The sequence below is a fragment of the Blastopirellula sp. SH421 genome, from assembly GCF_057808535.1.
This window is the reverse complement of the sequence record NZ_CM173712.1, coordinates 6,588,751-6,612,582: the sequence shown is the minus strand read 5'-3', so window position 1 is coordinate 6,612,582 and position 23,832 is coordinate 6,588,751. Positions and strand designations below refer to the sequence as shown.

Sequence of the window (23,832 nt, the reverse complement as noted above, 5' to 3'; positions counted from 1 at the left end):
TTTCAGTCGGCGCTGGCGACTGCATCCGAGGTCGAGTCGTATTGTTGCAACGCTTCGCGAATCGCCTGTTCGATCCCTCGTGGTTGGATCGCGAATGCTTGCAGAGCGGCGGAGTTTCGCACTACGGTGGGATTGCGCAATCCTTCGACCAGATGGCGTCCTACTTCGGCGTTGGCCGGTGTCACCAGACCCAGCCACAAGCTCGACAGCCGCGGCGTCAGGATCGGGACCGAGATCAGCCAGCGGCGCAAACCTCGCTGCCGAGCGTACTCTTGGATCAACTTTCCGTAAGTGACAACTTGGCTGCCGCCCACCTCAAAAATGCGGCTTTCACTGGAGGGTAAGTCGAGCGCCGCGAGCAGATACTGCAGCATGTCTTCGATCGCAATCGGCTGCGTCGGGGTCGCTAGCCAGCGCGGGCAAATCATCACCGGCAAGCGATTGGTCAGCGATTGAATAAGGTCAAACGAAAGACTGCCGCTACCGATCACTACTGACGCGCGAAACTCAATCACTTCGACTCCAGACCGCCGAAAGATCGCACCCACTTCATGCCGGCTGCGCAGATGAGGTGAAAGGCTGGGGTCGGACTCTTCGCCAAGACCGCCCAGGTAGATGATTCGCCGGAGGCCTGACGCTTTGGCGGCCGCGGCGAAGTTTTCGGCCGCCTCGCGATCTTGCTGCTCGAACCGCGCCGAAGAAGCCATCAAATGGACCAGATAATAGGCGGTCTCGACTCCCTCAAGTGCTGCAGCTAGCGAGTCGCGATCTAGCATGTTGCCGGCGACGACTTCGGTTTGATGAGCGCACTTTCCCTGCAGCTTGCCAGGCGTTCGCACTAAACATCGAACCGGCAAACCGCGCGCTTCCAACCGCTTCAGCAAGCGACTGCCGACATAACCCGTAGCCCCTGTCAGCAGGATTTGCGGAGAAGTTGGCTCAGAGGGTGGTATGCTATTATTTTCCACGGCGTCGCATTTCACTTGTTTTCAAATCGCAGCGGTTGCGGTACTTAAAAAGTCGCAGCTTTGATTCTCTCCTGATTCTCTAACACTCTCAACCGAAATGCTGCGAATCCGACAACCCAATGCTGAAACGGTGCAACAATTTCTGCAATCCCAGGCCTCGTGCGACTTCAGCTATAAAGAAGTTGGCGCGACGCTGACGAATCCGCCGCGCGGCTATCAGGTCGATCATACGCGGGCACGGCTGGGAAGTGGAGAAGCGAAGCTGGAATTAGCTCGCACCGCGCTTCAGCAATGGCGCCAGTTTCAACTTGGCTGGGTTACCACGTTGCCTGCCAATCTGCCGATCCAAGCCGGTGAAAGCGTCGCGATTATCGGGCGAGCAGGCGGGTTCTGGTGGCTGAACGCATGTCGAATTGTGCGCACGATCGCCGAGCCCAATCGCTTTGGCTTCGCCTATGGCACACTACCAGCGCATGCCGAGTCAGGCGAAGAGCGGTTTCTGGTCGAGATGGATGACGCCGGCGACGTCTGGTATGACATCCTGGCTTTCTCGCGACCACACAGCATGCTGGCGAAAGCAGCTCATCCGTATGTGCGTTACTTGCAGAAGCGGTTTGCGCGGGAGTCGGCGGCTGCGATGCAGCGGGCGGTTATCGCGTAGAAGTCTTGGTCCATCTGCTCGCGTATCTTGCCGCCTCTCAATTGCGGTAATCGTAGTCGACGCTCAGGTAAGCGCGATTGGTATCGCGATCAAAGATCACTTTGACTGGGCCCCCTTTGTGCATCGTGTTGTGCTTCAGGCCATTTCGGATGATGACCTGCTCGCGACCTGAAAAGACTCCAGGTCTTGTTAGATCAATGGGGGCGACGATTTCCTCAAGCTGCACACCGGCTTGTGGGGAACGAAATGGGCCGCCAGGTGATTCGAACCAATGAACAAAATCTTGTTCGTCGACGGAGAATTCAATCCGATTGCTGCTACGACGATTTCGCAGGTATGACACATCACTCGCAGTCGACGGGAGGTCGTAAGGTGTTTCCAGCGCCGAAACATGGTCGGCGAATTGGGGACTTTCCTGGTAAACGAGAGACATTGTAAACGCCAGCATCGTGCAGAGCAGGCTGGCCAGCACGATCAACTCGCGAAGCGAGACTTGCAAGGGACGCGGGACCAGCTCTCGGCGCTGGATCGCTAACTGCAAACAAATTGCCCAATGGTAATTGAGTATGACGCCGAGCCCGGAAGCCAAAGCGAAGGTCAAGACGAAGCAGCCAACGCCGAGGTTGATTGCTGCGATCACAGCGCCGGCAATGAATACGAATAAGGCGGAAAGCCCCAGGATCCAAGTGACATTGTAAGCGCAAGCGATGCTCCTACGAAACGTACTGAAATATTGCAGCACGGCGACCCCGGCCAGCGGAGACATCATAAAGAGCGTCAGAATCGAGATCCCCAGATTCTCGCGATCTGCAAACCAGGAGAGCACAATCGAGACTAAGCAGAGGGAAGTGGCGATCGATACGACCGAGTAGATCACCAACGCAATCGAAGGTCGGGGGCTACGTGCTTCGATGTCTGGATTCATCGCCAACTGATTTCCACGTCAGGCCGAGGCCTACCCTACTTTTTTGCCCACAACTTTCGTAGTAGCCAGATCTCTCCCTTATGCGCCGCTTCGTCCTGAAAGCCATGCAGGATTCGGTGACGTGCGGTGTGGTCAGAGCTGTCTGTCAGCGGCTGCGCTAGATCGGCTTCGCTGGTCTCGGCCAACATGCTGCGGAGCCGTACGTGTTGCGATTGCAACTGCGTGATGACTTCTGCGAGCGGAGGAAACGCGTCGGCCGGGGTTTCGCTGGGACGGCTGTCCCAACCAAACAGCTCGATCCAGCCGCTCGGCACAATCGGTTCTCGCCCAAGCGGCTCCATTGTCAAGCGTTCGACGACCACGTAACAGTGGCCCGCGTGCCAGAGGATCGAGTTTGTCAAACCGGGCGGCGTCCAGCGTGATTCGGCGTCGGTGATTCCATCGAGATGACGCAGCAGCATGCCGCGAACTTCGTCCAGCATCAATAGCAGCGAGAGATCTGGCATCCGCTAACGCTCCTTCGAGGAAAGTGTGTAAGTTTCTATCTTCGCTTGTTGGGCAGACAGAAGAAAGTCGGAACGCTGCGATGCTTCGCCTTTCGACAGCGATACTGCGATCAGTCCTGACACAGGCGAATCATATTCTGAAACCAAGTCTCTTTATCGCGCTGCAGCGTCGGCAGCGGATGGCGGTATTTGTCGGCGGTTCCTTCGGCCAATAGGCCGGTGAAGTTTTGCTGGCTGGGGATCGTTCGCAAACAGCGCTCGATCAACGGGCTCAGCTTGTCGCTCAATCCCCAAGCGTAGACCAACGGCGTTTGGCGGCTGCGGGGAAGTTTTTTCGCCAACTCATCGGTACGGGCCGGGGAGAAAACCGAATGCGCATCGTAGCCGGCGATGGCTTCTAGACGCTCGAAAGTTTTGATAAAGACGGGGCTCTTCGGGCTACGGAGATCCGAGAGATTCAGCACCCGCACGTGGCGCCAACCGCAGTGACGCATCACCCGCATCACTTGGTATTGCGTCGTATCGGGCTTGGTCGGAACCAGCGAAATCGCCAGTTGGCCGATTTGATCGGCGTCGATGTGATTGTTTACTTCGACCAGCGGCTGCGATGAGCCGGGGTTCATCATGATAAAGACCGCGTCAGGCGGAAGATCGCAGATCTGGTTGGCATCGGCCGGCGTCACGCTCTTGTCGATGATCTCTAGCACACTGCGGCACGACGCGACTTCGTCCGGGCTGACGGCAACCGTGTAGAAGTGGCCAAAGATGTCGTACGATTTTTTCAGCTCAGCGGCCGGCAGAAACGGAGTCATCGGTACGTCCTTGATTAGCGATAAAAGTCGATCCACGAGAGCTTCAGTTCTGCCGGGTTGTCTTTGAACATCTCGACCGGGAGCCATACTTGAAAGTAGTTCCCCTCTTTTAAAGGGACCTTGTTCGACCAACTAGAAATCCGCAGCTTAACTGGAGAAAGCTCCGCATTGGTGAGATCGACGGGTGGTTGACTATCGCTGGTGGTCACCATCGAGTCGAATTGCACTTTGCCGCTAATCACCGAGAACGATTCGAGCCCCTTCAGGTGCAGCCGCACGCCCAGCGGGCTCGGCCATTGATCGCCGGTTCGCGTTACGGTCGCCTTATCGATGCCAAAGGGTGAGACGACATCCAAGATTGTCTTGTTCTCTTCTGTCAGCACGCGGACCTTGGTGTCATCACGGCCGACCTTGACGGTCAACGCGGATTTGGCAGGCACGGGATCGGCGGCGAGCAAAGCCGCAGCGACGAGTAGCGAAGCGATCATGGCGAGAATCCTTTCTAGGGACGATCGACTCATTCTAACGCTTTTCGGTCGAGCGAAGAACCAAGTAAAAGATTGGCCATCAATACTCGCCGATCTCTTCACCGCTGTCTCTCGTGCCTAGCGCGCCCCACACGCCGTAAGGACTGGCGATTCCCTGTTCAGCAATTTGAGCCTGCGTTAGTGTCGAATGCGCAGGATCGCCGGCGTCGATCTTCTCGGTGATGAAGCGAACCGATCCGTCGGCCAGTGTGACTTGGACGCCGCCGGTGTGAGAGCTGCTAACCGAATAAAGACCGTCAGCGGCTTCCCTTCCGCCAACGGCACAGCTCGGACTATTCGGGGGCAAGATCGTATTGAATAGGCTATCACCGGCCGAACCATCGGCCCACCGCCCGCCGCGGCCCAACTCGCTGAGCGTAACCGATGAATTGTAGAGCTCGGGATCCCAAGTGGAAACCGTTTCGCTACAGAGCTGAGGGCTTTCCAGCATCTCCACCGACTGATCCACCGCGTACTGACCGATGACGAGGCGATCACTCAGCGTGCCGATTTCGCCCAGCAGGATCGTATTGCTGTTCCCATCTTTGATGTCCTGAAAACGAGTGGTCAGTCGACCGCCGAAAATGCCGCGCAGGTTTGCCGGCTGATGGATGTCTCGTGCCAGGTCCCCAGTACAAAACGCATAATTAGTCGGGCCTAATTCAAGCGAGTCACGGATTGCGCTGGGGCACTCCAGCTCGCTTAGGCTCAATTTCCAGGGTGGATAGTCAGCGATCCAGGGCGCCGGTCCCATTGCTGGATAGACGGTTCCATTCACCTCCAGCGGCGCGATGATCCGTTCGTACAGCCGTTGCTCGATCTGGGGGAGGATCGCGACCATGCCGCTTAGCCGGTTGGCGTTACCTTGCAGTGGGTCATCGGCCGAGCCGGTTCCGCCGGTCGCTGCCGGAAAGTGGCCGAAGGTGTCATGGTAGACATGCATCGCCAGACCCAACTGTTTCAGGTTGTTCTGGCATTGCATCCGCCGTGAAGCCTCTCGAGCGCTTCGCGTCGCTGGTAACAGCAGCGCTAATAGCACGGCGATAATGCCGATGACAAACAGCAGTTCGAGCCAGGTAAATCCGCGCTTTCGCGATCGGTGGTTGGTGTTCATGCAGAGACCTCGGTGGAGAGCGAGTTTGTATTGGCTGCGGAAGACGGCGACTGCTGATAGCAACGCCAGACTTCGTACGCCGCCAGCGGAATCAACCAACTGGCCCACGCATTGATGCGATAGGCCAGATCGGTGTCTTGCTGCAGGACAATCAACAAGCCGTTGGCGATGCGGAACAGCAGCGGCGAAATCAACATCAGATAGTTGCGCGTCGCCCATTGCCGGTGGAGCGTCAGCTTTCGCGCGATAGCAAAGTAGAGCGCGGCGGCGGCCGTAACGCCGGTCGCAATCGCCAGCGCAGCAAATCCCCAGCCGGCGATCGGTCCGGCAAGCGACTCGGTCGACATCACCAAACCGCTGGGCAGCAGCGCCGCAAACAACACGACCATCTGCACGCGGCCGGCCCAACGATGCAGCAAATGCTGACGCCAGCGCGGTCCGCTAAACATCAAAAACGACCCCAGCAGCAGCGCGATCGGCCCGGCAAGGATGTGCAGATAAAACGCCGCGCGATACCAACCCACAAACGACGCTTCTCGACCGAGTAGAAAGTTGGCCTCAAAGTCGGCGGGAAAGTAGCGACGATACTCCCAGACGATGGTGACCAGCACCTTCACCAGCAACAACGCCACCGCCGCCGCGGCTAGTCGCGGTAGTTTATTGCTGCGAAGCGTGAAAGTGTTGGCACGGTTCACTCGATACGGAGTCGTTCCGCCCTTCTCTGGGGGTTAGGGGGCTTTGATTCGCAGCCTAGTCGATTTTTCCGCTTGGTTCCACCTTCTGGTCGATTTGGCGGGCTGAAATGAATAGGAGGATGAAACTCAAGTGATTCCCGCTTCAGAAGCTTGACATCCCCCTCGCAAGAAGGTTCAATCGATAGTTGATCTTGTCTGCAAGCTACGGAGAACACTATGCGCCATCTACTGATCCGCTGCCTGAGCACGCTCCTGTTGCTTTTGGTCACTGCCGCTGGCTTCGCCCAAGGCATTGTCGTCCCGACAGGACCTGCTGCGGCGCCAAAGATCTCGTTGGACGCTGCCCTGGCGCCGGTTCGTTGGCAAGGTCGCGTTCCGTCGCCGGCTTCGATCGGCGATAAAACGCCGGTCGTGCTGATTTATGCCAGCTGGTGTCCGAAGTGCAATGTGTGGTCGCCTGATTTGTTTGCTCAAATCCAAGCTGCGATCCAAGACAAGCCAGTGGTGTTGTTTGCAATTAACGCAGACGAATCGACGCGCGGCGTGAACTACGCTTTGCAGCGCAATCTGGTCGGACCGAACATCTTTCACGGTGACGACCCCAGCATCGTTCAGCGGATGGGCTTTGACAGCGAGCTGTTTCACTACGCGCTGTTTGAAGATGGCGTTCAACTCAATACCAAACAGGCAGGCAGTTACTACAAGCAGCCTGACGGCACCCAGAAGTACGCGATCGCGCGAGAGATCGAAACCGGCTTGAACGGCAGCTTCTCGATCATCAATCCTGAGCAGTCGCCGAACCTGAAGCAGGTCTTATGGCCTGCGGAACTGGGCGGCAAGCTTGATGAGCGTTCGCTATTGGCGATGCGGAAGAATATAGACGAAGCCCAAGTCGATGAGTTCAACCGCGCCATCGTCGACTACCTCAATCGCCAGATTGAAGCGATCAAGCTTTCACGCAGCGGAACCATCCCCGAGCAGATCACCGGCTACGAACTAGCGAGCTCGCTGGCCACCGATTTCAAATCCACGACGCAAGGCAAAGCGTGCCGTAAACTGGTTGATGAATTGGACGCCGACAAAGCTTTCCAGGAAGAGCTGATCGCCAAAAATCTCTTCGACCAAGGCAGAGCTCGAGCGAAATCGGCCGTTGACCTCCGCCGTCAAATGGGCCGAATCCTCAGCCGCTATCCCGATGCGTACTACGGCAAAGAAGCCCAAAAGGCGATCGCCGCGACGCAGTAATTGAAGATTACCATTTCTGGCAAACCAATACAGAAGGCCCGTGGACGACTTTTCATCCACGGGCCTTTTGTGCGTGCGGCAGCATCTATGAAGTAAGAGCTGCAAAGTGTCCCCGAGTGGGCTCGAACCACTAACCTTCGGCTTCGGAGGCCGGAAGTGGTGCTTATATGTCCTTTTTTAGTAACCACTTACGTCGCCGAAAAGATACTTGTGCGCATGCTGTGCGCGACGGGACGGTTTACCTTTGTCTTGTTCTGTTGTGTTCTCCTGGCGAAATCTCGAAATGCTCCGAACAGTTTTTCAAAGCAAAGTTTGTGGGGTGCATTGGATAGGTTGAGAGATGAGAACGCGTTGACAACGGCTGGGCAATCACGCCGTCCGCGGGCGAGCATCGTCGATGCGAATAACGTCCCTTTTTTTGAGTTCGGTCACTGTGGCGAATGGTAGAGAATTGACCGCGGCACGCTTCGACTCGCTCCGTGCCTTGTTGTAGACCCGCATGGTCATGTCCATCGTGGAATGCCCAAGGATCTCTTGTACCGCTTTAGGGGTGCTGCCGTTCTCTAGGGTCAACGTTGCGAAGGAAACGCGCATGCCATGGACGTCGACCGCACCGCCGGGGATTGCATCAGTGATTCCTGCCTTCTTGCAAACCGCGTAGAACTTCCGGAGCAGGTTGTTCCGCATTGGAGTATTGGCCCTCGTGACGAAGACGTGATCTTTGGAAAAATTCTCATGCATCCGGCGCGTTTGCTCGACGGTGTACCCGTTCACACGACTCCGAAAAGGAGCGTCCTGATATTTCTGCTGTATGATCGCCATCACTTCATCGCACAAAGGAATCTCGCGCTCCTTGCCAGTTTTACTGTTTTTCTTCTGAACCTTGGCCGTATTGTCCTGAAAGTCAATGTCAATAAATCGTAGGTTGACCAGTTCGTTCAGGCGAAAGCCTGTCGACAGGAATGTCAGAAAGACGGCTCGCAGGTATGGCGGGCTGTTTGCAAGGATCGCGGTGATTTCTTCAGGGCTGAGTGACCGCCGAACTTTCTTTTCATCCAGATTTTCCAGTGGCGTTAGACCCCGTAGCGGATTATGACCAAGTCGGCCCCATTTGACTCCCTTATTCAGCATCGATTGCAGGGTGGAAACGTTCTTATTGACAGTGCGTACGCTGATGGTCTGATCCGATTTTTCGCTTTTCCTCTGGGCGAGTCGCCATTCACGGAATCCAAATACGTAGTTATGGTTAATCTGCCGAATGGTTTTGACGGCTAGGTACTTCTCAAATAATTCAAGGGTGGCTTTGTACTCTGCGACCATGGTCGTCTGCTGTCTTGCCCATCGTAGAAACTCAACTTTCAGATCAGACCACGGGCAATCGTTATCGATAATTCCGACGCCAGCCTTGTCGGCACGTGCTCGCAGGTCGTTCAGCATCTCGCAGGCGGCTCGATAGTCGCTCGACAACCGCTTCCTAATGTTCCGACCATTTGATGTGAAACGGGCGTAATAGACGTCACCGCGTTTCCACAAACCATCGGGCAATTTCCTAGGTCTAGGCATTCATTTGCTCCTCAAAAAACATCTTGGTCGCTATAGAAACCCTGCGGAAGAATCGCGGGTTTGACGCCAACGCCGGCCGGGCAGACAAATTAAACGCATGCTTAAACGAACGGTCCAATTACATCGACCGAAATTCTCTCGCGATACCCCTTGATCAAATACAGCGTCGTTACAGTACATGATGCGCATAGCTTTTGACGCGGAAAACTTCGAAGCAAAGACGTTCTGCGGTGATCAAGGAGCGTGTTCCAATCACCGACAAGACGCTGCAGTCACGACTGACATAAGAAAATGGAGAGACACTTGGTCAGGCCGGAAGTCTCAACGTTGCCGCCGGCCAAATTTTACCTATGAAACGAGTGTCATTCAGCTCTTAGCTGCCGCCATTACTCCACGCTCGGCAACTGTATTGACTATCGAAATTTTCGTCGCAATCGAGCCGATGGCGTTTTGGTGCGTGAAAGACGGCGGAGAGGAGATGCCCGAGCGATGTTGCGTTCACCATATCCCAGTCGTCCCAGTTCTTTAGCCGCTTCTTCGAAGCTGCCGCTGTGTTTCAATAACGTAAAAGCTTCAAACAAGCTATAGAATCTACCCGCTTCAAATGGACTGGCGTTTTGGGAAAAAACATAGAAGCGGTCGATATTGGCGAAGTTGACAGTCGCGCTACAACCGCTCGATTTTCCTGGTCGCGTCCAATGAGTCTCTCCACCGCTCCCTGTACCGGCGTTTCTCCAGCCGTGAGACTGCAAGAGATCGGACCAATCTCCACGCAAATTAAAATCGTCACCTGGACGCCGGCGGTCGCTAGAACCCGAGCGAAGTCTCACCTCCTCCTGAGGATGTCTTTTCGGCGACGATGATCCGTGTTCATCAAAACTGCGGGCCACCTCCAGCAGTGCTTCCCGCTCAGATTCGGAAATTGTGCGGATGTTGGTAAAATCCCGTCCATTTTCGAAGACGTAGTGCAACCCCGACGGGTGACAATCGTGCGGCGACGGGGGGGCCAAACAGTATCCACCTTCTCCTTTGGTTTCGATTACCGTTTTCCATGATGTGCTTTCCGCTGATCGGATTCGGGCCAGTTTTTGGCTCCCTGCAATCGTTGCGCAGCGGTAATACAAATGCAGCCCAGGACGAGGCGTTCTGACGGCAACAAGTCGATCGATCAGACCACTGACTTTTAGTTCAATCTGCCGTTTGAACGAGTCGACGAGGTCGTAGTTATCGATGTCTAGGATTTCTAAGCCGCCGCTTACGCTTCCGCATACAATTGCGATCCCGCACTCCGGGTCCAACTTCGGATCCGTTTGATACCAATTTTCAATCTCTCCTTTAGTCGGACGACGCTCTATAAACATGGCCCATTTATGGACCGATTGCTTTCGGTGTTCACACCATACTGTCGGCAATTTTCTGATTTCGGGCTGTTTACTCTTCGTCCGAGAGATCGGAATCAACGACAAACCGGCCTTTCGAAAGGCAATCGCAGCGCGGTGCATTTCTTGCGGCGTCGGAGACGTACAGGACTCTGCGATCGTTCGCCGACGGTGTTTTTTTGATGGCGTGTTACTCATGACATTGCACTGCTGGTTTTGTTCCCAATCGTGGGGAACGGGTTGAGACGGTATTTTCGGCTGTTTGAACACATTTTTGTTGCTTTGTTCCCAGCGAGCGTCGGCACCCCACGGCTTTTACAACGTTGGCGCGCACTATTTTTAAATATCCAAAATGTGGTGCAAACGTTGCTCAGAGTAGGTCTTTATCAAGAAAAACTGGGGACAATGGGAACAATACACCATCCCCAAGAAATGAAACAATTCTGGGTAAGTGGATTGGAAGATGGGGAGATGAACGCCCCCCACCCTCCTCTCCTCCTCGCTATATCATTCCATTACGGACTCAATAGCATCACGTCTAATCGCGTACAGTTGCACCAACATCGACTCGCCCCCGATCCGAGCTCTTTTCGTTCGTCTTGCTTCGTCCGTTTCCAGCCAGCCCTGGTCATGCCATGCTCGAATAACCGCGTCGAATTCGAATTCAGCTGAGCCAAGCAGATTCTGCAGTCGATGCTTAACGAATCCAATCCAACGCCAATCGTTCGATTCAACGACATCATCTGATACCACAGATCGACGATCCCATCTGCCAGCCCAACCGTTAACTGGTTGTCGATTTTGCGTAATAGTTCGACCGTAGAAGCTTTCCTGGTTCGACCACGCCCAGTCAATAACGTGCTTTAACGCTTCCTTGGACCGATTTGCCTCGCCTGCTTCAGTCACCAACTGCTCCCAAAGGGGAGCGATCGGATCCGTATAGTTCCAGTCCAGTTCAAGCGCCTCGTGAGCAATCCAAGCTGTTGTCGTAATCGCTGCAAAATGCGCAGCCATTCGACCTGCGTACGGATTTGACCTTTTCGCCGCCATGTCTTCGAATCTGCTGCAATCATCACGATAGCGCCTCCGCCAACTGTCCCATTCACTCCGTTGATCCATTACGTATTGGACAAATCGTTCACCTGCATGGCCGTAGTTTTTTCGAATAATGCTATCAATTTGACGAACGAGCTTCCCCGTTCTTGGTGACGAGCTCAGGAAGGGCCATCCCCAAAGCGAAAGCACTCTCGCTCTCGTGCCGCCATCTTGCGTAAAACTGGTGAGTGGTTGTTCGCCGCTAGTTATCCCTACAGTACGCCACGTCTGCTGCTGCGCGATCCCATCAACAGTACCGCGACCCTTCCCAACTCCTTGTGCTATACTATAGATGGTCTTCCCCACATCCTCGTTCTTCTGCGCGTGCTTCGTGTCATCTAAAATGAATGGCAGATTGTGGAGAATTGAAGGCACCCGTTCTCGCCACGTCGCCGTCCCACTCCACGTCTTCAGCACGGAACTACGCCCTTGCTCATTAGGATCGCCCCAGATGCTCGCGGCCAGCCGGAGCGTTACCGTTTTGCCGGTCGATGTTTCACCCGAGATACTTACCAAATAATTTGGGGCGTCGATGATCTGGAGGATCGGAGCGGACATACTGGCATATGCGGTCAGCGCGATTTGCGGATAGCGTCGGACGCGACTAAATACACGCAGCCACTTCCCAAGATTTCCGCGGCAGTGAAACGCATCAGCGATCTGCCGTCCTCCGAGGTCATTATCGCGAAATCTAATTCTCAGCACCTGCTCACTCTCCCTCGCATGCCCCGAGACGGAACGTGCCGCTAGATGCTTATGCCCCAGCAAGAATCCATCGCGTCCGGCTTCACCCTGCCACCCCAACTGTCGAGTCACTTTGCTTACTTGCAGCACAGATAAATTCGTGGATTCGAAATCCGCGAGATACTGCACAAGATCAGCGGCGTTATTTGAGGTTACCGGACACCCCAACGGAGACAACGATTCGACGATTGACCGACGGCTGGCAATGTCCAACCGCGATACAACCCTCGACCGCCATGCGCCATCTCGAATCCAAGCCACGGTCACCAGCTCAGTTTCGTCCTCGATATCATATTGACGGGCTGCAATTACCACCGGAGTCGATATGGTGACCGGCGCGCCAAAACGGGCAATCCCCTCAGCCGCAACACTCCATCTAGGCGGGCACCGGATTGCATTACCTAGCGATAGTCCTTCCAATAATCGATCAGGAAAACCTGAATCACCCGACTCCTGTTCAGCCAACTGCTCGTCCAATTCTTTTCTAATTCGCGTAACGATACTCACGAGCGTACGCAGCACGACTCCCTTGACCTTCAGTTCACGCAAGCGATCAACCAAGCGATTGCAGGCCAATTCAATCGCCTGCGGATACATCAGTGCAGCCGTTTCAAGTGCGGCGAGCTTGACCGCTTCAAAGCCACGTATATCGCCTTTTCCACTAATTAGCTGAAGAACAGCATCGAACAAATGAGCCCCGCGCATTTCACGATTGCCGTTAAAAAAACGAATCGCGCCGTCGTGCTCGGCCAGAAAAATCAGCGTATTAAGGCGATGCTCTTCCGGCCACGATGACAAATTCGCAAGATTCGCCGCAGCCCCCCGTTGATCAGCCTTGATCCGTTCATCGAGCCGATCACGAATCTCTGGTTCACTAAGATCAGATAGTCGATGACGTTTGATCTTGCCACCGATGCGCAAAATAAGTTCGATTTTTTTCGGATTGATCGTCATAGGCGATTTTTTAGCTTTAGCCATTTAACATGTCCTTAAAGTATTGCACCACGATCCGGAGGATGCGTAGCACTTCAGTGAATTTGAAATTGAGTTTGTAAGATCGTTGCGATAACTCTACGACGATCGCACGAATGTTTGCGCTGAATGAAAGGCAGCGCATAAAACTATTCAGCCTTAACCCTGCTGAGCGCGGATTGTCCCTTAGTGCAGAGCAACGACTCTCGTCGCTACTCTGCACCGGGGGCAAGGAGCACAGCTTCGCTGGTTAGAAATAAGGGACTAGATGGTGCCAGGAGCTAAGTCGAGCAGGTCGAACTGCTCGACTAACGTCCACGACCGCGCCTAGGCTGGATTACGCTCGACCTGATATAGGCCTCCAGCTCAAGCCGATCGATTAGAACACGCCCCCGTACGGGTCGAAGAGCCGTCAGCTTCTTCATGCTGATCAGCCGTCGAATCGTCTCGGGAGATAGGTCGCTATACTCAGCAGCGCTTTGTATGGTCAAGAACTGCTGAGTGACCTGGCCACGCGATACAAGATTCGCTAGATGCATTCGGACGTCGTGCAACAAACGCCGAATCTCATCCATTTCCACAGCTCCTTGCGTGCCAACTCTAGCAGGCATTGCTAGGATCTAGCCAACGCAACGCGAAAAACACACAAAGAAATAAACACAGTCGCTGCCGCGACAAAATAGAAAGACACGACCGAAGAGCGGTCGCCGCACACCGTGGATACACTCGTTTAAAATCCAGCAACTGCTGGAATAAGACATTAATTCGCTTCGCTGATAATACAATGTCCAAAAACTGCTTCATTCGACCTCTCTTTCATGCAGCCGATTCTAACAACTTCCACCAACTATGGAATAGGCGATCGCGTTTTTTTCATGTCACGTTAGGAGATGCTGTAATACCTCCTGGTTGATAGTGATCAAAACGCGTCTACGTATGGCACGCACTTTATCGCTACACACGAAGCGAATCGGTCGCGTTGGCTAAGTATCGCCAAGCTCGTAACGGTTATGCGGTCCAGGCATCGCTTAGTTGTGAATTGCCGACTGCAAACTTGCGAAAAGTAAAACCGATTGCCGACGGATCTCCCGATGACAGCAAATACCGTTCCCATGGCATCATCGCATCAAACTACCGACTGACGCACCAACTACTCGGTCAAACTGGCGGTCGGCTCCGAGGTCTGCTGCCTACGGAGAACCCAGATGCCGGTCATAATGGCAGATCGAAACGCTGTCTGCTCGCAAGAAAATCACGGACTTCTACGGCGAAGCGATTGTTGCCAAATGCAAAACGACCAACCTGCGCCCAGAGTGACCTTGTTTTGGCTGCAACAAAAAAGAAAATCGCTCCATTCTCCTTAGATCGCCCAAATCGCGACGATCTTCAAGCGGTCCGCCAGACGACATGCATCCATCACTACCGATAAAATGGCCAGTGCTGCTTGGCAATCATTTCGACTGTAACGTACTCAACATGGAGAAACGATCGCGATCAACTCCAGTATCGATGAATCGCAATTGCGAATTCGGCAATCCAGCGGACTCGCCGCAAAACGGCGATGCCACTATATCGTTACGATAGCCTGCCAAGAAAATAAGGAGCCGCCGTAATAGAACTCAACATGCACTGAGTTTGCTTGGCGGCTTTCTCCGAAACCGAGATTGACTACCTGATGCGGTAGGCGGCATATCCCAGCTAAATTAATAACCTGTACGCCTGCAACTCAGAAAAAGCGTCGAGTAGACTTCTAGACTCCATAGGTAAAGGCTTCTAACCACCATAATTAGAAGTACGCATGACAGACTCACTCCTTAAAAACGCGATATCCTGCCATCACTGCGATCCCGAATCAGCCATCCAGAGGAAAGTCCGATCGATGACTTGTAGCGGCGGCAAAGCGATCATCGTAGCAATATCATCTCGGTAAGAAGTGCTCCCACTCCATAAAACTTCGTCCGAGAAAGTCTTCAGCGAGCTACCGTAGCAAAAACGGTCGGGTAACTTGCGATTCCCCGATTACTCGAGAAAAACAGCCGTAGCTGTGTTTCGCTGTCGTCTAAAGTCGCTACGACTTCTGTACTCGCTGCAACTCCATATCCACCAACTGCTGGCGGATCTTTGTCTCGCTCGCGTCAATGGCCGAAGAACTGGCGTTTTTGACGGCGCTGTTCCGGGCATAGTCGTCGAAAATCTCTGCCTTTCTCGCGACAAGCTCTCTTAAGCTCTCGTCGATGGTGTCGCGAGCCAATAGACGATGAACAACGACGCGATTGGCTTGTCCCATGCGATGAACTCGCTTAATTGCTTGCCACTCGGTGGTCGGTTTGTATTGCGGCTCAAAGAGAACCACCGCCGACGCGGATTGAAGATTGATACCAACGCCACCCGCCTCGATCTGGCAGATTATCGCTGCGAATCCTTTCGCCTGCATGAAGTGATCTATGATTTCTATCCGGCGATTGGCGGGGATACTACCGTCAATCCTATCGTGGTCGCCCAGAAGCTCGCCAATCGAGTCCAGCGTATTGCGGAAGAACGAGAAAATCACCAGCTTTCGGCCCGTAACACGGTATTCATCAACCAGTTCGCTCAAACGCTCCAGTTTGGAACTCTGACCAGCTCCCCCATTCGCCGCTTGTCGCATCGCCATTGCATTTCTGGTGTGGACAGAATCGGCATAGTGACGCCTCTCCTGTTCGCTCAGCGAGATCCACTCTTCAATTTCGATGCACTCAGGCAGTTCTCGTAACACGTCTGTCTGATTGCGACGCAAGTAGGCCGGGGCGACGAGCGTTTCGAAATGCTTGGAAGTCCCTGGCATGCCCGCGCCGCTGGAGACAGCTCCAGCTAATTTTTCGCCAAAGTCGCGATCGCAGATACGCACAAGTTCTGCAAATTCCTTTGGGTGATTTTCTAGGGCGGTGCCAGTCATCAGCGCAATTCGGTCACTCAATTTCGCAAGTTGACGAACGTTGGCCTTTCGCTTCGTCGCCCGATTCTTCAGAAAATGCGCCTCGTCGGCCACCATCAAGTGAATGGGCATGTTGATCTGATCGATCAATGTTCGCAGCATCTCAAAGGAGGTTACGGCCACGCCGCCTGACACGATCCATCGATTCAACTGTTGAAATCGTTGATCTCCATGCAGTATTCGCGCGGGAAACTTCGATCGTTTTTCGATCTCACGAGACCAATTGCCGATAATACTGGCTGGACAGACGACGAGAAATCGGCTGGCGTATTCGACGTTATGCAGGTGAGTCATTGCTGCTAACGCCTGAATAGTCTTTCCCAGCCCCATTTCATCGCCCAGAACCGTTCTCCTTTGATGAATTAGGTACTTTGCGCCAAACTCCTGATAGCCGCGCAAGTCGACGTCGAGCGAGTCGAGCGAAAGAACGACGGCCTCTACCTTGTCAGCAATCTGCGCCGGAACGCTGCCATGACGTCCTTGTTGAGACGATGGCGTAGGTATGTCGCCAACAAGATGATTTTCGATGGCCGCCTCGAGTACGGCGGCGTATTCAGCAAATCGATTGTGGTAATCGCTGACGATCTCGTCCCAGTCGAGCGGCGGCTCTAAACGCAACAGCGTTTGCGTAGCTTCCAGGAGTAACACGCGGTAGTCCTCATGCTCCGCAGTCGCTTTCAATTGATGAAACGCCGCCAACACTTTTGGTTGCGTAGCGGTGCGTTGAAAGAGACGCTTCCAAATTGGCCCCGCCGCATTGACTTCTGAAATCGAACGGTCTAGCAAGTCTCCCGCTGACTCCAACGAACGAACCTGATCGCCGATGATTTCCCGACAGCGAATTCGGCTATAGGCGGCGCACAATACAGGCGCATGCGACCTTTGAACATCGGCCGGGCGCGGTATCGCAAAGGCCTGGCGACGGAGCGCGTCACAGATCTGCCGCACGGCTCGCACTATATGAGGAGCGGTGGCAGGACCAATTCCAGAAAGTTGCTGCAAGCGTGCCGAGGACATGCCGACCAAGTCTGCGACATAGCGATAGCCATGCTGCTTCAATATACCGACGCGAACCGCAGGGGCGATCTTCTTCAGCCCGTCGACGGACATCGACTTCAGCGTCGACTTATAATTCTCTTCGCAAAATTGATTAATCGCGTTGCGAATTTCTAGATCTGCGTTCCTCTTGGCGTTGGTCAAGCGATGAGCAAACGACTTTAGCTGCCGGCGAAGATTGGCGGCATTCTTGCGTATGACTCGCTGTTCACTGGAAGCGCCAAATACGACCCATTCAAACCACGACATTTCGCTTTCGTGGTTACCGCCAAAATTCGACGAACCTCCTGGTGAATGCGCCGCCGTCGCCGAACTCTTCAGCGACTCTTCCGTTGACTCATTGGACGTTAAACCTGGCTCATTGGGCAGAATCGTATTCGCCATTTCAGCAACCTCCGCCGACTAGGATTGTTCCCCCAGTTAGAACCGTAGTGCACGCGAAGTCCGCCGTCACGCACTTTCTGGCTAGGGCGATGTAATTGGAGACGCGGCACTAGTCCCTGCTCGCATCTCGCCTACTGCCACTACAATCCATTCAGGCTGCAAAGTCCTTGCGGGCCACCATCGGCTAAAACACACCATCTCCGAGAAGAAGCCGGATAAACCTAATATGCCGACGATTCGGAACGTCGTTGCTCGATCGAACGAGATGAATAACTAAAGAAAAATAATTGCCGGAGCGCCATTTCAGACGCCCCGGCAATACATTTGCGCCGGCGCACTTTATGGGAACTTCAAGTTCGAAAGTCGAGTCTTTGACGCGATGTAAATCGCTTGTGTCGGCGTGGAATTCTTCCGCCCCTTCTCTGATTGCCACGAAGCCGTAGTCCGTCACTGCGATAGATGATCATCATGATCTTGCGGGGCAGTTCACGCGGCGTGCGGCGCATTGATCTGCCCCCAGTACGTGCGTTGATATCGTTCCGACTCCAGCTCATCCCAGTCGATAAATTGTGGATTCGCATTGTCTTCAATCGGGGCCAGTTGCTCCAGCGGCGTTTCTAGCTGGAAGCCGCGACGTCCGATAAGAGCGATTGATTCGCCGGTCGCAGCGGCGACGGCGCGGTTGAGGTCTCGTAAACGCATGACGTATTCCTTGGTTGTTGATTAAGAAAAAAATCCCCGGCGGCGCAAACAGGAGCGCAGCCGGGGATGTGAAAAAACGTAAAATCTAAAAACAGAGAATGGGGGCGTTACAGCCAGTTCTGTTCCAGCCACGCCACTTCGGCCGCTAGCGCGTCGCTACGGCGATCGAACGGGCCGAGTCTTGGTCCATTGACCGGGGAGAGATCCGCTTGCCAGGTTCCGTCCGAGAGCGGCTCGACGAAGGAGCCGCGGGAGATCGTTAGGCGTCCAAGCTGAGCGAGGTCGATCTCTTCCTGATAGAGACAGCGAATTTGGCCGCTCGATTCGATAATCAAATGCATGCGAACCTCACTTGGGAGTCCGTAGAAGCCGACGACGAGGACGATCCACAAGCAGATCGTCTAGCAGGTTCTGTACGCCCGAGAGTTGTCCAACGACTTGGTTTCGCAAACCAACGTCGTCACGCAGTGATTGCGGACGGACTCCTTGGACGATTTGTTGGCATTGTTCGACGAGCTTATCCAACTGCTCGTTCGAATGCAGATTAAGCGACTGAAACCGGGCGAAAAACTCTTGTAGGTTTCCGATTGCCGAATCTCGAAAAACCTTGGGTTGGCCATCCGCTTCGCCGGTCAACCGTTCTGACAGATGCGAGACCAGCCGTTCCAGTTCATCGACGAACGCTTGTTCGGCCATCTGCACCGCTTCGTCGAAGCGGGCCTGGACGCGGCGCGATTCCGCTTCAAAAAGTTCCGGATCGAGACGTCGCAGATAAGTCGGGGGCTCGACGCTCGGAAAATCCCAACTGACGTCGAACGCTCCTTGCAGCGACGTTGGATAGTCCCGTTCGTTGTAAAGAGTTCCCAGGCGATCACGAGCCGACGACTTGAGCGATTCGAACTCTCCCTCCAGCCGCTGCACCGCTGCCGCAAGCTCTTCGCGAAAGCCGCCCAGCTCGTCTTGGAACGTCGTGAGCCGGGCCTGGGGAATCAAGCGGATGGCAGGCTCCGGAAACGGTAAGCTGATCGATCGCCAAAACGATCGGGCATTGTTGCGAACTGCGGTAACTGCCTTGAAACTAGCGCATTTGGTGTCCAACAACTTTTTGCCGGCGCTCAGGAACTCGCCTGCCGCGTCGAACGATTCGGCGGCGCGAGATTTTTGTTCGGCGGTGAGCGTTTTTCGCGTTCCCAGCCAAACGAAGCTGACGCGGGTCGCGATCATCGTGGTGCGGATCCGCTCAGCTGGGCTGATTGCCAGCGCCGGCGGGTCTGATAATAAGGTCGTCATTGATTTCTCCGAGTGAAGTGAAAGAAGTTATGGATGGTTAGTTCGAGCTGACGTCGCGAGGCAGTGAACGTCGCGCGGGACGTTTGGCTGGGGCCTGATAGATCCCACTGGCCTCAGCCGAGAGACAGCGGCCGCTCGCCCATTGCCGCAGCCGATCGACCGCTTCGCGGGCCGTTACGGCGACCGGGACAATTTGTTGGGCGGCATCGGAGAGCGGAATATCAAGCAGCGCCGCCAAACGGCAACAGGCACGAATCTCGGCGCCAGTCCACGCTTCATCTGCAGGCAGCGTCTGCTCTGCCTCTAAACCGAACGCCGCCAAATACATTCGCCAGATGATGTCCTTTTGACTGCGATCCGGCAGATCGAGAAAGAACACGGCGTCGAAGCGCTCGGCCCGAGCAAACTCCGGCGGCAATTTGGAAATGTCGTTCGCGGTTAACACGACGAACGTATCGCTCGTGCGATCGTTGAGCCAAGACAACAACGTGCCGAACATGCGCGACGAAACGCCGCTATCCGATTGGCCCGAACCGGAGACGCCGCTGAGCCCTTTTTCAATTTCATCGACATAGACAATCGAGGGCTGCATCGCGTCGATCGTTTCCAAGGCGCGCCGTGTTCGCTCTTCGGTTTGACCGACAATGCCTCCCATCAGGGCGCCGATGTCGAGCGAGATCGTGGGGCGACCGACTTCATTTCCGAGCGCCTTGGCGAAGGCGCTTTTTCCGGTTCCCGGCACCCCTAACAGCAAAACGCCTTTCGGCATCGCAAGGGACTCGCTGGTGGAACGTGCCCGCATGGCGCGCTGACAAAACTGCTTCAGCGCCCCCAATCCCCCTAGCTCGGCGAACGACTCGTCGCCGCGATGCAGTTTCAACAGTCCATGCTTGAGCAGCGATTGCGCCTTCAGGCGCCAAACGACCGACGGATCAATGCGGCCATGGCGGACCAGAGCCAAGCTAAACGCTCCTTCCGCTTCAAAACGGGTCATGCCGCTCGCTGCATCCAAAGTCCGCTGCAGCGTTTCCGCTTCAGGCATTTCGCCCGGTTCGGTAGCGATCGCCGCGGCGATTTCCTCCAGCTGCTGACGATCGGGAAGCGGATGCGGCAGTTCGACAAACAGCCGCTCCAGTTCCAGAGGAACCTGAAACGTCGGCGATAAGATGACCACGAACGCGCGACGATTTTTTCCCTCTTGGATCTGCCGGGCTATCGATTGGACGATTTCGGCCGATCCGAGAAAGCGATGAAAATTCGCCAGCACGAGCAGCGTCGGCTGCTCGCCGTCTGCGAGCGCACTAAGAGCGCGAACCGCCGCAAGAGGATCTTGCGCGATTGGTAGGCTTTCGCCAGAGTTCGCGGCGCCGACGCAGCGCAGCCCTTGCTCGATATCCCAAGTCGCCAACTTCCACGCTGCGTTGCGGCAGAGTTGGGCGATTTCCTGAAGCGCATCGTCATGTTCGTCGCTCCGAATCCAAATACCGGCGCAGCAGGCGCGCACCATCTCTGTCAAATTTTGGGTAAGTCTCATGAATTCTCTCGTTAGAATTGGAAAGTTAGAAAGGGCGTCGAACCTAACTCGACGCCTGTAAGCGGGCGATCGCGATCAGCCAACTGGAAACCTCCTCCAGCGCTCCTCGCTCGCGCAGCATTTCGACGGTCATCCGCTCCACCGCCAAACGGTTGAGCCATTGCTTCGCCCGGCTGATAAAGCGCGACCGGGCGCGACGCGGTAGAAACTCCCAAGGACGTTCGGCCCCGCGGGACTGATAAAGTCGCCGGGCCGCCGTCGCCGCAATGTCCGAAAAATCATCTAGTTCGATTTCTACGCCGGACGCCTGGCGAATCGATTCGGGATGCAGATAATTCTCCAGGCTCCGCTTACTGGTCAGCGCAGCCCCGCAGCCGGGGCGACGCTGAATCGCTTCGATCGCACGCCGCCGAAACTCGGTCTCGGGCGGCAACTCATGGTCATACAAGTGAAACTCGGGTAAACCAAGCGCCGCCAGGCGATGCGTCCAAGCCCCTACATGCCCACCGCCAAACGGAAAAAAGACAATTTCGCCCCGCTCTTCCGCCGCTGCTAAGTTCGGCAAGTTCGCATCAAATTGATGAAGCAGCCGCGAAATACGGCGGAGAAACTCGATATCATTCAATCCCTCGACGACGATCAGCAAGCGGCAGCGACGATTTTTCCCAGCAGTCGCAGCTGGATCGTTCTGCGAACACATCATCCGCTACTCCTTCTGAGCGACGCTTGCCGTCGACGCGACGTTTGTTTGATGGAACTCCGTCGAAAGGTCTTCCGCCGTTGTGCTGCCCAGCGCCGCTTCCAAGAATCGACTGGCGATACGACACTCGTCCCCCAGAAATCCTTTCGTTTCGACGCGGGTCGTCCCGTCGGCGGCGATGATGACTTCGATCGTTTTCAACGTTCTCCTCCCGTCTGAATGGTCAGTTTGATCGTGCCGTCCGCTAAAGCTTGTTCGTGAATGGAGTGGCCCGCCTTGCGAGCTTCCAATTTGGTTTTCTCCGTCGCATAACTCTGCAGGAAGCGGTTTAGCTCTGTTTGCTTTCCCCAGCGCCCTTGGAAATTGTCGTATGAGGTGGACCCCAGTTTTCGGACCACGGGGGCGGGCTGCTTAGGTGGATGTCTTGGCTCTTGGTCGCTGGCTGGTGTGGACTGCCCACGGGGTTCGATTGCCCAGCGACTGATGAGGACGTTCGTGGCTATAAAATTTGAAGTATTGAGTTAGCCCTTTCTGACAATCGGCTCCTGACTCGTAATGCTTGAGGTAGATGTCTTCGTACTTCACGCTTCTCCACAACCTTTCGATGAAGATGTTGTCCAACGCCCGGCCGCGGCCGTCCATGCTAATTTCGATCGTGTTTGATTTCAGGCGGTCGGTATATTGGCGGCTGGTGAATTGAGCTCCTTGATCCGTGTTGAAAATCTCCGGCGTCCCCTGATCCAACGCCTCGTCCAAGGCGGCTACGCAGAACTCGACGTCCATGCTGTTCGACAATCGCCACGACAAAACGTAGCGGCTGTACCAATCGAGCACCGCGACCAGATATAGATACCCGCGCTGCATCGGAACGTATGTGATGTCGCTTGACCAAACCTGATTCGGACGGTTGATCACCACATCTCTCAACAGATACGGATAAACATGATGATGCGGCGCTGGCCGACTCGTAGAAGGCCCCGGCGCGATCCCTTCGAGCCCCATTTTTCGCATCAAACGCTGAGTTCGCTTGCGATTGACGGCGAAGCCTTGTCCTTGCAAAAAGGTGGTCATGTTGCGACTGCCCCAGAAGGGCGTTTTGAGGTACTGCTGGTCGATCCTCCGCATCAAGTCGAGGTTCTCCGCCGTCTCGGGAACTGGTTCGTAGTACAGCTGCGAGCGTTGAACGCCCAGCAGTTGGCACTGCCTGCGAACGCTGAGTTGCGGGTGACCATGGTCGATCCATCTCAGCGCCTCGTCACGAGTTCTCGGCAACTTTTTTTTTGAACCACTCCAGCTCGACCTTCAGCCGACCGATCTGCTCGTACAACTCGGCCGCATTCGGCTCATCGCTCTTGGCGGTCTTCGCGCCGCCTCCTTCAAAGGCCTGCTCGGCCCCCGTCAGCAGCTGCTTCTTCCAGAGCGTGACCTGGTTCGGATGGACCTTAAATTGCAAAGCCACCTCATTGATCGTCTTCAGCCCGCGAATCGCTTCGAGAGCCACCTTGGCCTTAAACGCCGCATCAAACCGCCGCCGCTTCTGCGCCATCTGTATTCTCCTGATGACGCCACGATATCCTCTTCAGGGAACCGAAGAAATCCACCTTAACCCGTGGTCCGAAAACTGGGGTCCACTTCAGTAGTCGATTCGGCCGCTACTAACGTCGGCGACGACCGGATAACGCCACTCGGGCAGACGAACCGCCCAGCCGATCTTCGTGGCGCTGTAGAGCCGGACTTCGCCAAAGGTTGGCTCCGGCAACTGTAGACGCCGGGTCGCCAGGCGAATCGCCTCGACATCACGAACCTCGGTTTGAATGTGAACAATGTGAGACATGAAATCTCCTTCAAGAAACAAAAAAAGCCCCGAGACGCGCAAACGGGCGCCTCGGGGCGGAAACAGGAAACAAGAATCAATTTTGTCGCAGGAGCGATCGCTGCGGATCGCTAATTTCCTCCACTACTCTTTATGACACAAAATCGCCGATT

Annotated in this window: 22 protein-coding genes; 2 read left to right on the top strand and 20 right to left on the bottom strand. The window is 54.9% G+C overall.

All coding sequences use genetic code 11. The features are described 5' to 3' along the window. Window positions 1-2 precede the first annotated feature (2 nt). Entirely contained in the window at window positions 3-968 is a 966-nt protein-coding gene (locus SH421x_RS26790; protein ID WP_488853096.1) for an NAD(P)H-binding protein, read from the bottom strand. A gap of 97 nt (window positions 969-1,065) precedes the next feature. Between SH421x_RS26790 and SH421x_RS26785 the strand changes: the two genes are divergently transcribed. Continuing rightward, on the top strand, window positions 1,066-1,629 hold the full coding sequence (locus SH421x_RS26785; RefSeq protein WP_488853095.1) for a DUF1990 domain-containing protein: 564 nt from the start codon (window positions 1,066-1,068) through the stop codon (window positions 1,627-1,629). Between the two features lie 37 nt (window positions 1,630-1,666). Here SH421x_RS26785 and SH421x_RS26780 read toward each other — a convergent pair whose 3' ends face one another. The 6 genes from SH421x_RS26780 to SH421x_RS26755 form a co-directional block, all read right to left on the bottom strand. After that, on the bottom strand, window positions 1,667-2,554 hold the full coding sequence (locus SH421x_RS26780) for a hypothetical protein (RefSeq protein ID WP_488853094.1): 888 nt from the start codon (window positions 2,552-2,554) through the stop codon (window positions 1,667-1,669). A 35-nt stretch (window positions 2,555-2,589) separates the two neighbouring features. Beyond that, a complete protein-coding gene (locus tag SH421x_RS26775) occupies window positions 2,590-3,060 on the bottom strand; it encodes a DinB family protein (RefSeq protein ID WP_488853093.1) in 471 nt (156 codons plus the stop codon). A 110-nt stretch (window positions 3,061-3,170) separates the two neighbouring features. Continuing rightward, entirely contained in the window at window positions 3,171-3,908 is a 738-nt protein-coding gene (locus tag SH421x_RS26770) for a DUF1643 domain-containing protein (RefSeq protein WP_488853092.1), read from the bottom strand. Then, on the bottom strand, window positions 3,887-4,360 hold the full coding sequence (locus SH421x_RS26765) for a hypothetical protein (protein WP_488853091.1): 474 nt from the start codon (window positions 4,358-4,360) through the stop codon (window positions 3,887-3,889). Before SH421x_RS26765 ends, SH421x_RS26770 begins: the two co-directional genes overlap by 22 nt. 79 nt (window positions 4,361-4,439) lie before the next feature. Further along, window positions 4,440-5,513, bottom strand: coding sequence for a DUF1559 domain-containing protein (locus SH421x_RS26760; RefSeq protein ID WP_488853090.1), 1,074 nt, complete (start codon window positions 5,511-5,513; stop codon window positions 4,440-4,442). Then, entirely contained in the window at window positions 5,510-6,208 is a 699-nt protein-coding gene (locus SH421x_RS26755; protein WP_488853089.1) for a DUF2306 domain-containing protein, read from the bottom strand. The genes SH421x_RS26760 and SH421x_RS26755 overlap by 4 nt, the downstream gene beginning before the upstream one ends. 216 nt (window positions 6,209-6,424) lie before the next feature. Here SH421x_RS26755 and SH421x_RS26750 point away from each other — a divergent pair, with 216 nt between their 5' ends. Further along, the gene (locus tag SH421x_RS26750) at window positions 6,425-7,453 is read left to right on the top strand and encodes a hypothetical protein (RefSeq protein WP_488853088.1); all 1,029 of its coding nucleotides are present in this window, start codon (window positions 6,425-6,427) and stop codon (window positions 7,451-7,453) included. A 369-nt stretch (window positions 7,454-7,822) separates the two neighbouring features. Here SH421x_RS26750 and SH421x_RS26745 read toward each other — a convergent pair whose 3' ends face one another. From SH421x_RS26745 to SH421x_RS26685, 13 genes are all read right to left on the bottom strand, one after another. Continuing rightward, complete coding sequence (locus SH421x_RS26745) at window positions 7,823-8,920, bottom strand: tyrosine-type recombinase/integrase (protein ID WP_488853087.1); 1,098 nt, start codon at window positions 8,918-8,920, stop codon at window positions 7,823-7,825. A 509-nt stretch (window positions 8,921-9,429) separates the two neighbouring features. After that, complete coding sequence (locus tag SH421x_RS26740; RefSeq protein ID WP_488853086.1) at window positions 9,430-10,593, bottom strand: bifunctional DNA primase/polymerase; 1,164 nt, start codon at window positions 10,591-10,593, stop codon at window positions 9,430-9,432. 309 nt (window positions 10,594-10,902) lie between these two features. Beyond that, entirely contained in the window at window positions 10,903-13,212 is a 2,310-nt protein-coding gene (locus tag SH421x_RS26735; protein ID WP_488853085.1) for a DUF927 domain-containing protein, read from the bottom strand. A gap of 302 nt (window positions 13,213-13,514) precedes the next feature. Continuing rightward, window positions 13,515-13,745, bottom strand: a complete 231-nt coding sequence (locus tag SH421x_RS26730; RefSeq protein ID WP_488856497.1) for a helix-turn-helix domain-containing protein — start codon at window positions 13,743-13,745, stop codon at window positions 13,515-13,517. A 1,529-nt stretch (window positions 13,746-15,274) separates the two neighbouring features. Continuing rightward, on the bottom strand, window positions 15,275-17,620 hold the full coding sequence (locus tag SH421x_RS26725; RefSeq protein WP_488853084.1) for a DEAD/DEAH box helicase: 2,346 nt from the start codon (window positions 17,618-17,620) through the stop codon (window positions 15,275-15,277). Window positions 17,621-18,106: 486 nt separating this feature from the next. Then, window positions 18,107-18,322, bottom strand: a complete 216-nt coding sequence (locus tag SH421x_RS26720; protein ID WP_488853083.1) for a hypothetical protein — start codon at window positions 18,320-18,322, stop codon at window positions 18,107-18,109. A gap of 107 nt (window positions 18,323-18,429) precedes the next feature. After that, window positions 18,430-18,663: a hypothetical protein gene (locus SH421x_RS26715; protein ID WP_488853082.1), complete on the bottom strand. Its 234-nt coding sequence runs from the start codon at window positions 18,661-18,663 to the stop codon at window positions 18,430-18,432. 7 nt (window positions 18,664-18,670) lie between these two features. After that, window positions 18,671-19,612: a hypothetical protein gene (locus tag SH421x_RS26710; RefSeq protein ID WP_488853081.1), complete on the bottom strand. Its 942-nt coding sequence runs from the start codon at window positions 19,610-19,612 to the stop codon at window positions 18,671-18,673. A gap of 37 nt (window positions 19,613-19,649) precedes the next feature. Next, the gene (locus SH421x_RS26705) at window positions 19,650-21,146 is read right to left on the bottom strand and encodes an AAA family ATPase (protein WP_488853080.1); all 1,497 of its coding nucleotides are present in this window, start codon (window positions 21,144-21,146) and stop codon (window positions 19,650-19,652) included. A gap of 43 nt (window positions 21,147-21,189) precedes the next feature. Further along, the gene (locus SH421x_RS26700; protein ID WP_488853079.1) at window positions 21,190-21,849 is read right to left on the bottom strand and encodes an ATP-dependent endonuclease; all 660 of its coding nucleotides are present in this window, start codon (window positions 21,847-21,849) and stop codon (window positions 21,190-21,192) included. Window positions 21,850-21,852: 3 nt separating this feature from the next. After that, window positions 21,853-22,047: a DUF2997 domain-containing protein gene (locus tag SH421x_RS26695; RefSeq protein ID WP_488853078.1), complete on the bottom strand. Its 195-nt coding sequence runs from the start codon at window positions 22,045-22,047 to the stop codon at window positions 21,853-21,855. 210 nt (window positions 22,048-22,257) lie between these two features. Continuing rightward, window positions 22,258-23,392 (bottom strand): IS3 family transposase gene (locus tag SH421x_RS26690; protein WP_488853077.1). Its coding sequence is split into 2 segments (ribosomal slippage): window positions 22,258-23,110 and window positions 23,109-23,392, totalling 1,137 coding nucleotides; the frame shifts between segments, so codons are not numbered across the junction. An 87-nt stretch (window positions 23,393-23,479) separates the two neighbouring features. Then, window positions 23,480-23,680: a hypothetical protein gene (locus SH421x_RS26685; RefSeq protein WP_488853076.1), complete on the bottom strand. Its 201-nt coding sequence runs from the start codon at window positions 23,678-23,680 to the stop codon at window positions 23,480-23,482. Window positions 23,681-23,832: the final 152 nt, after the last annotated feature.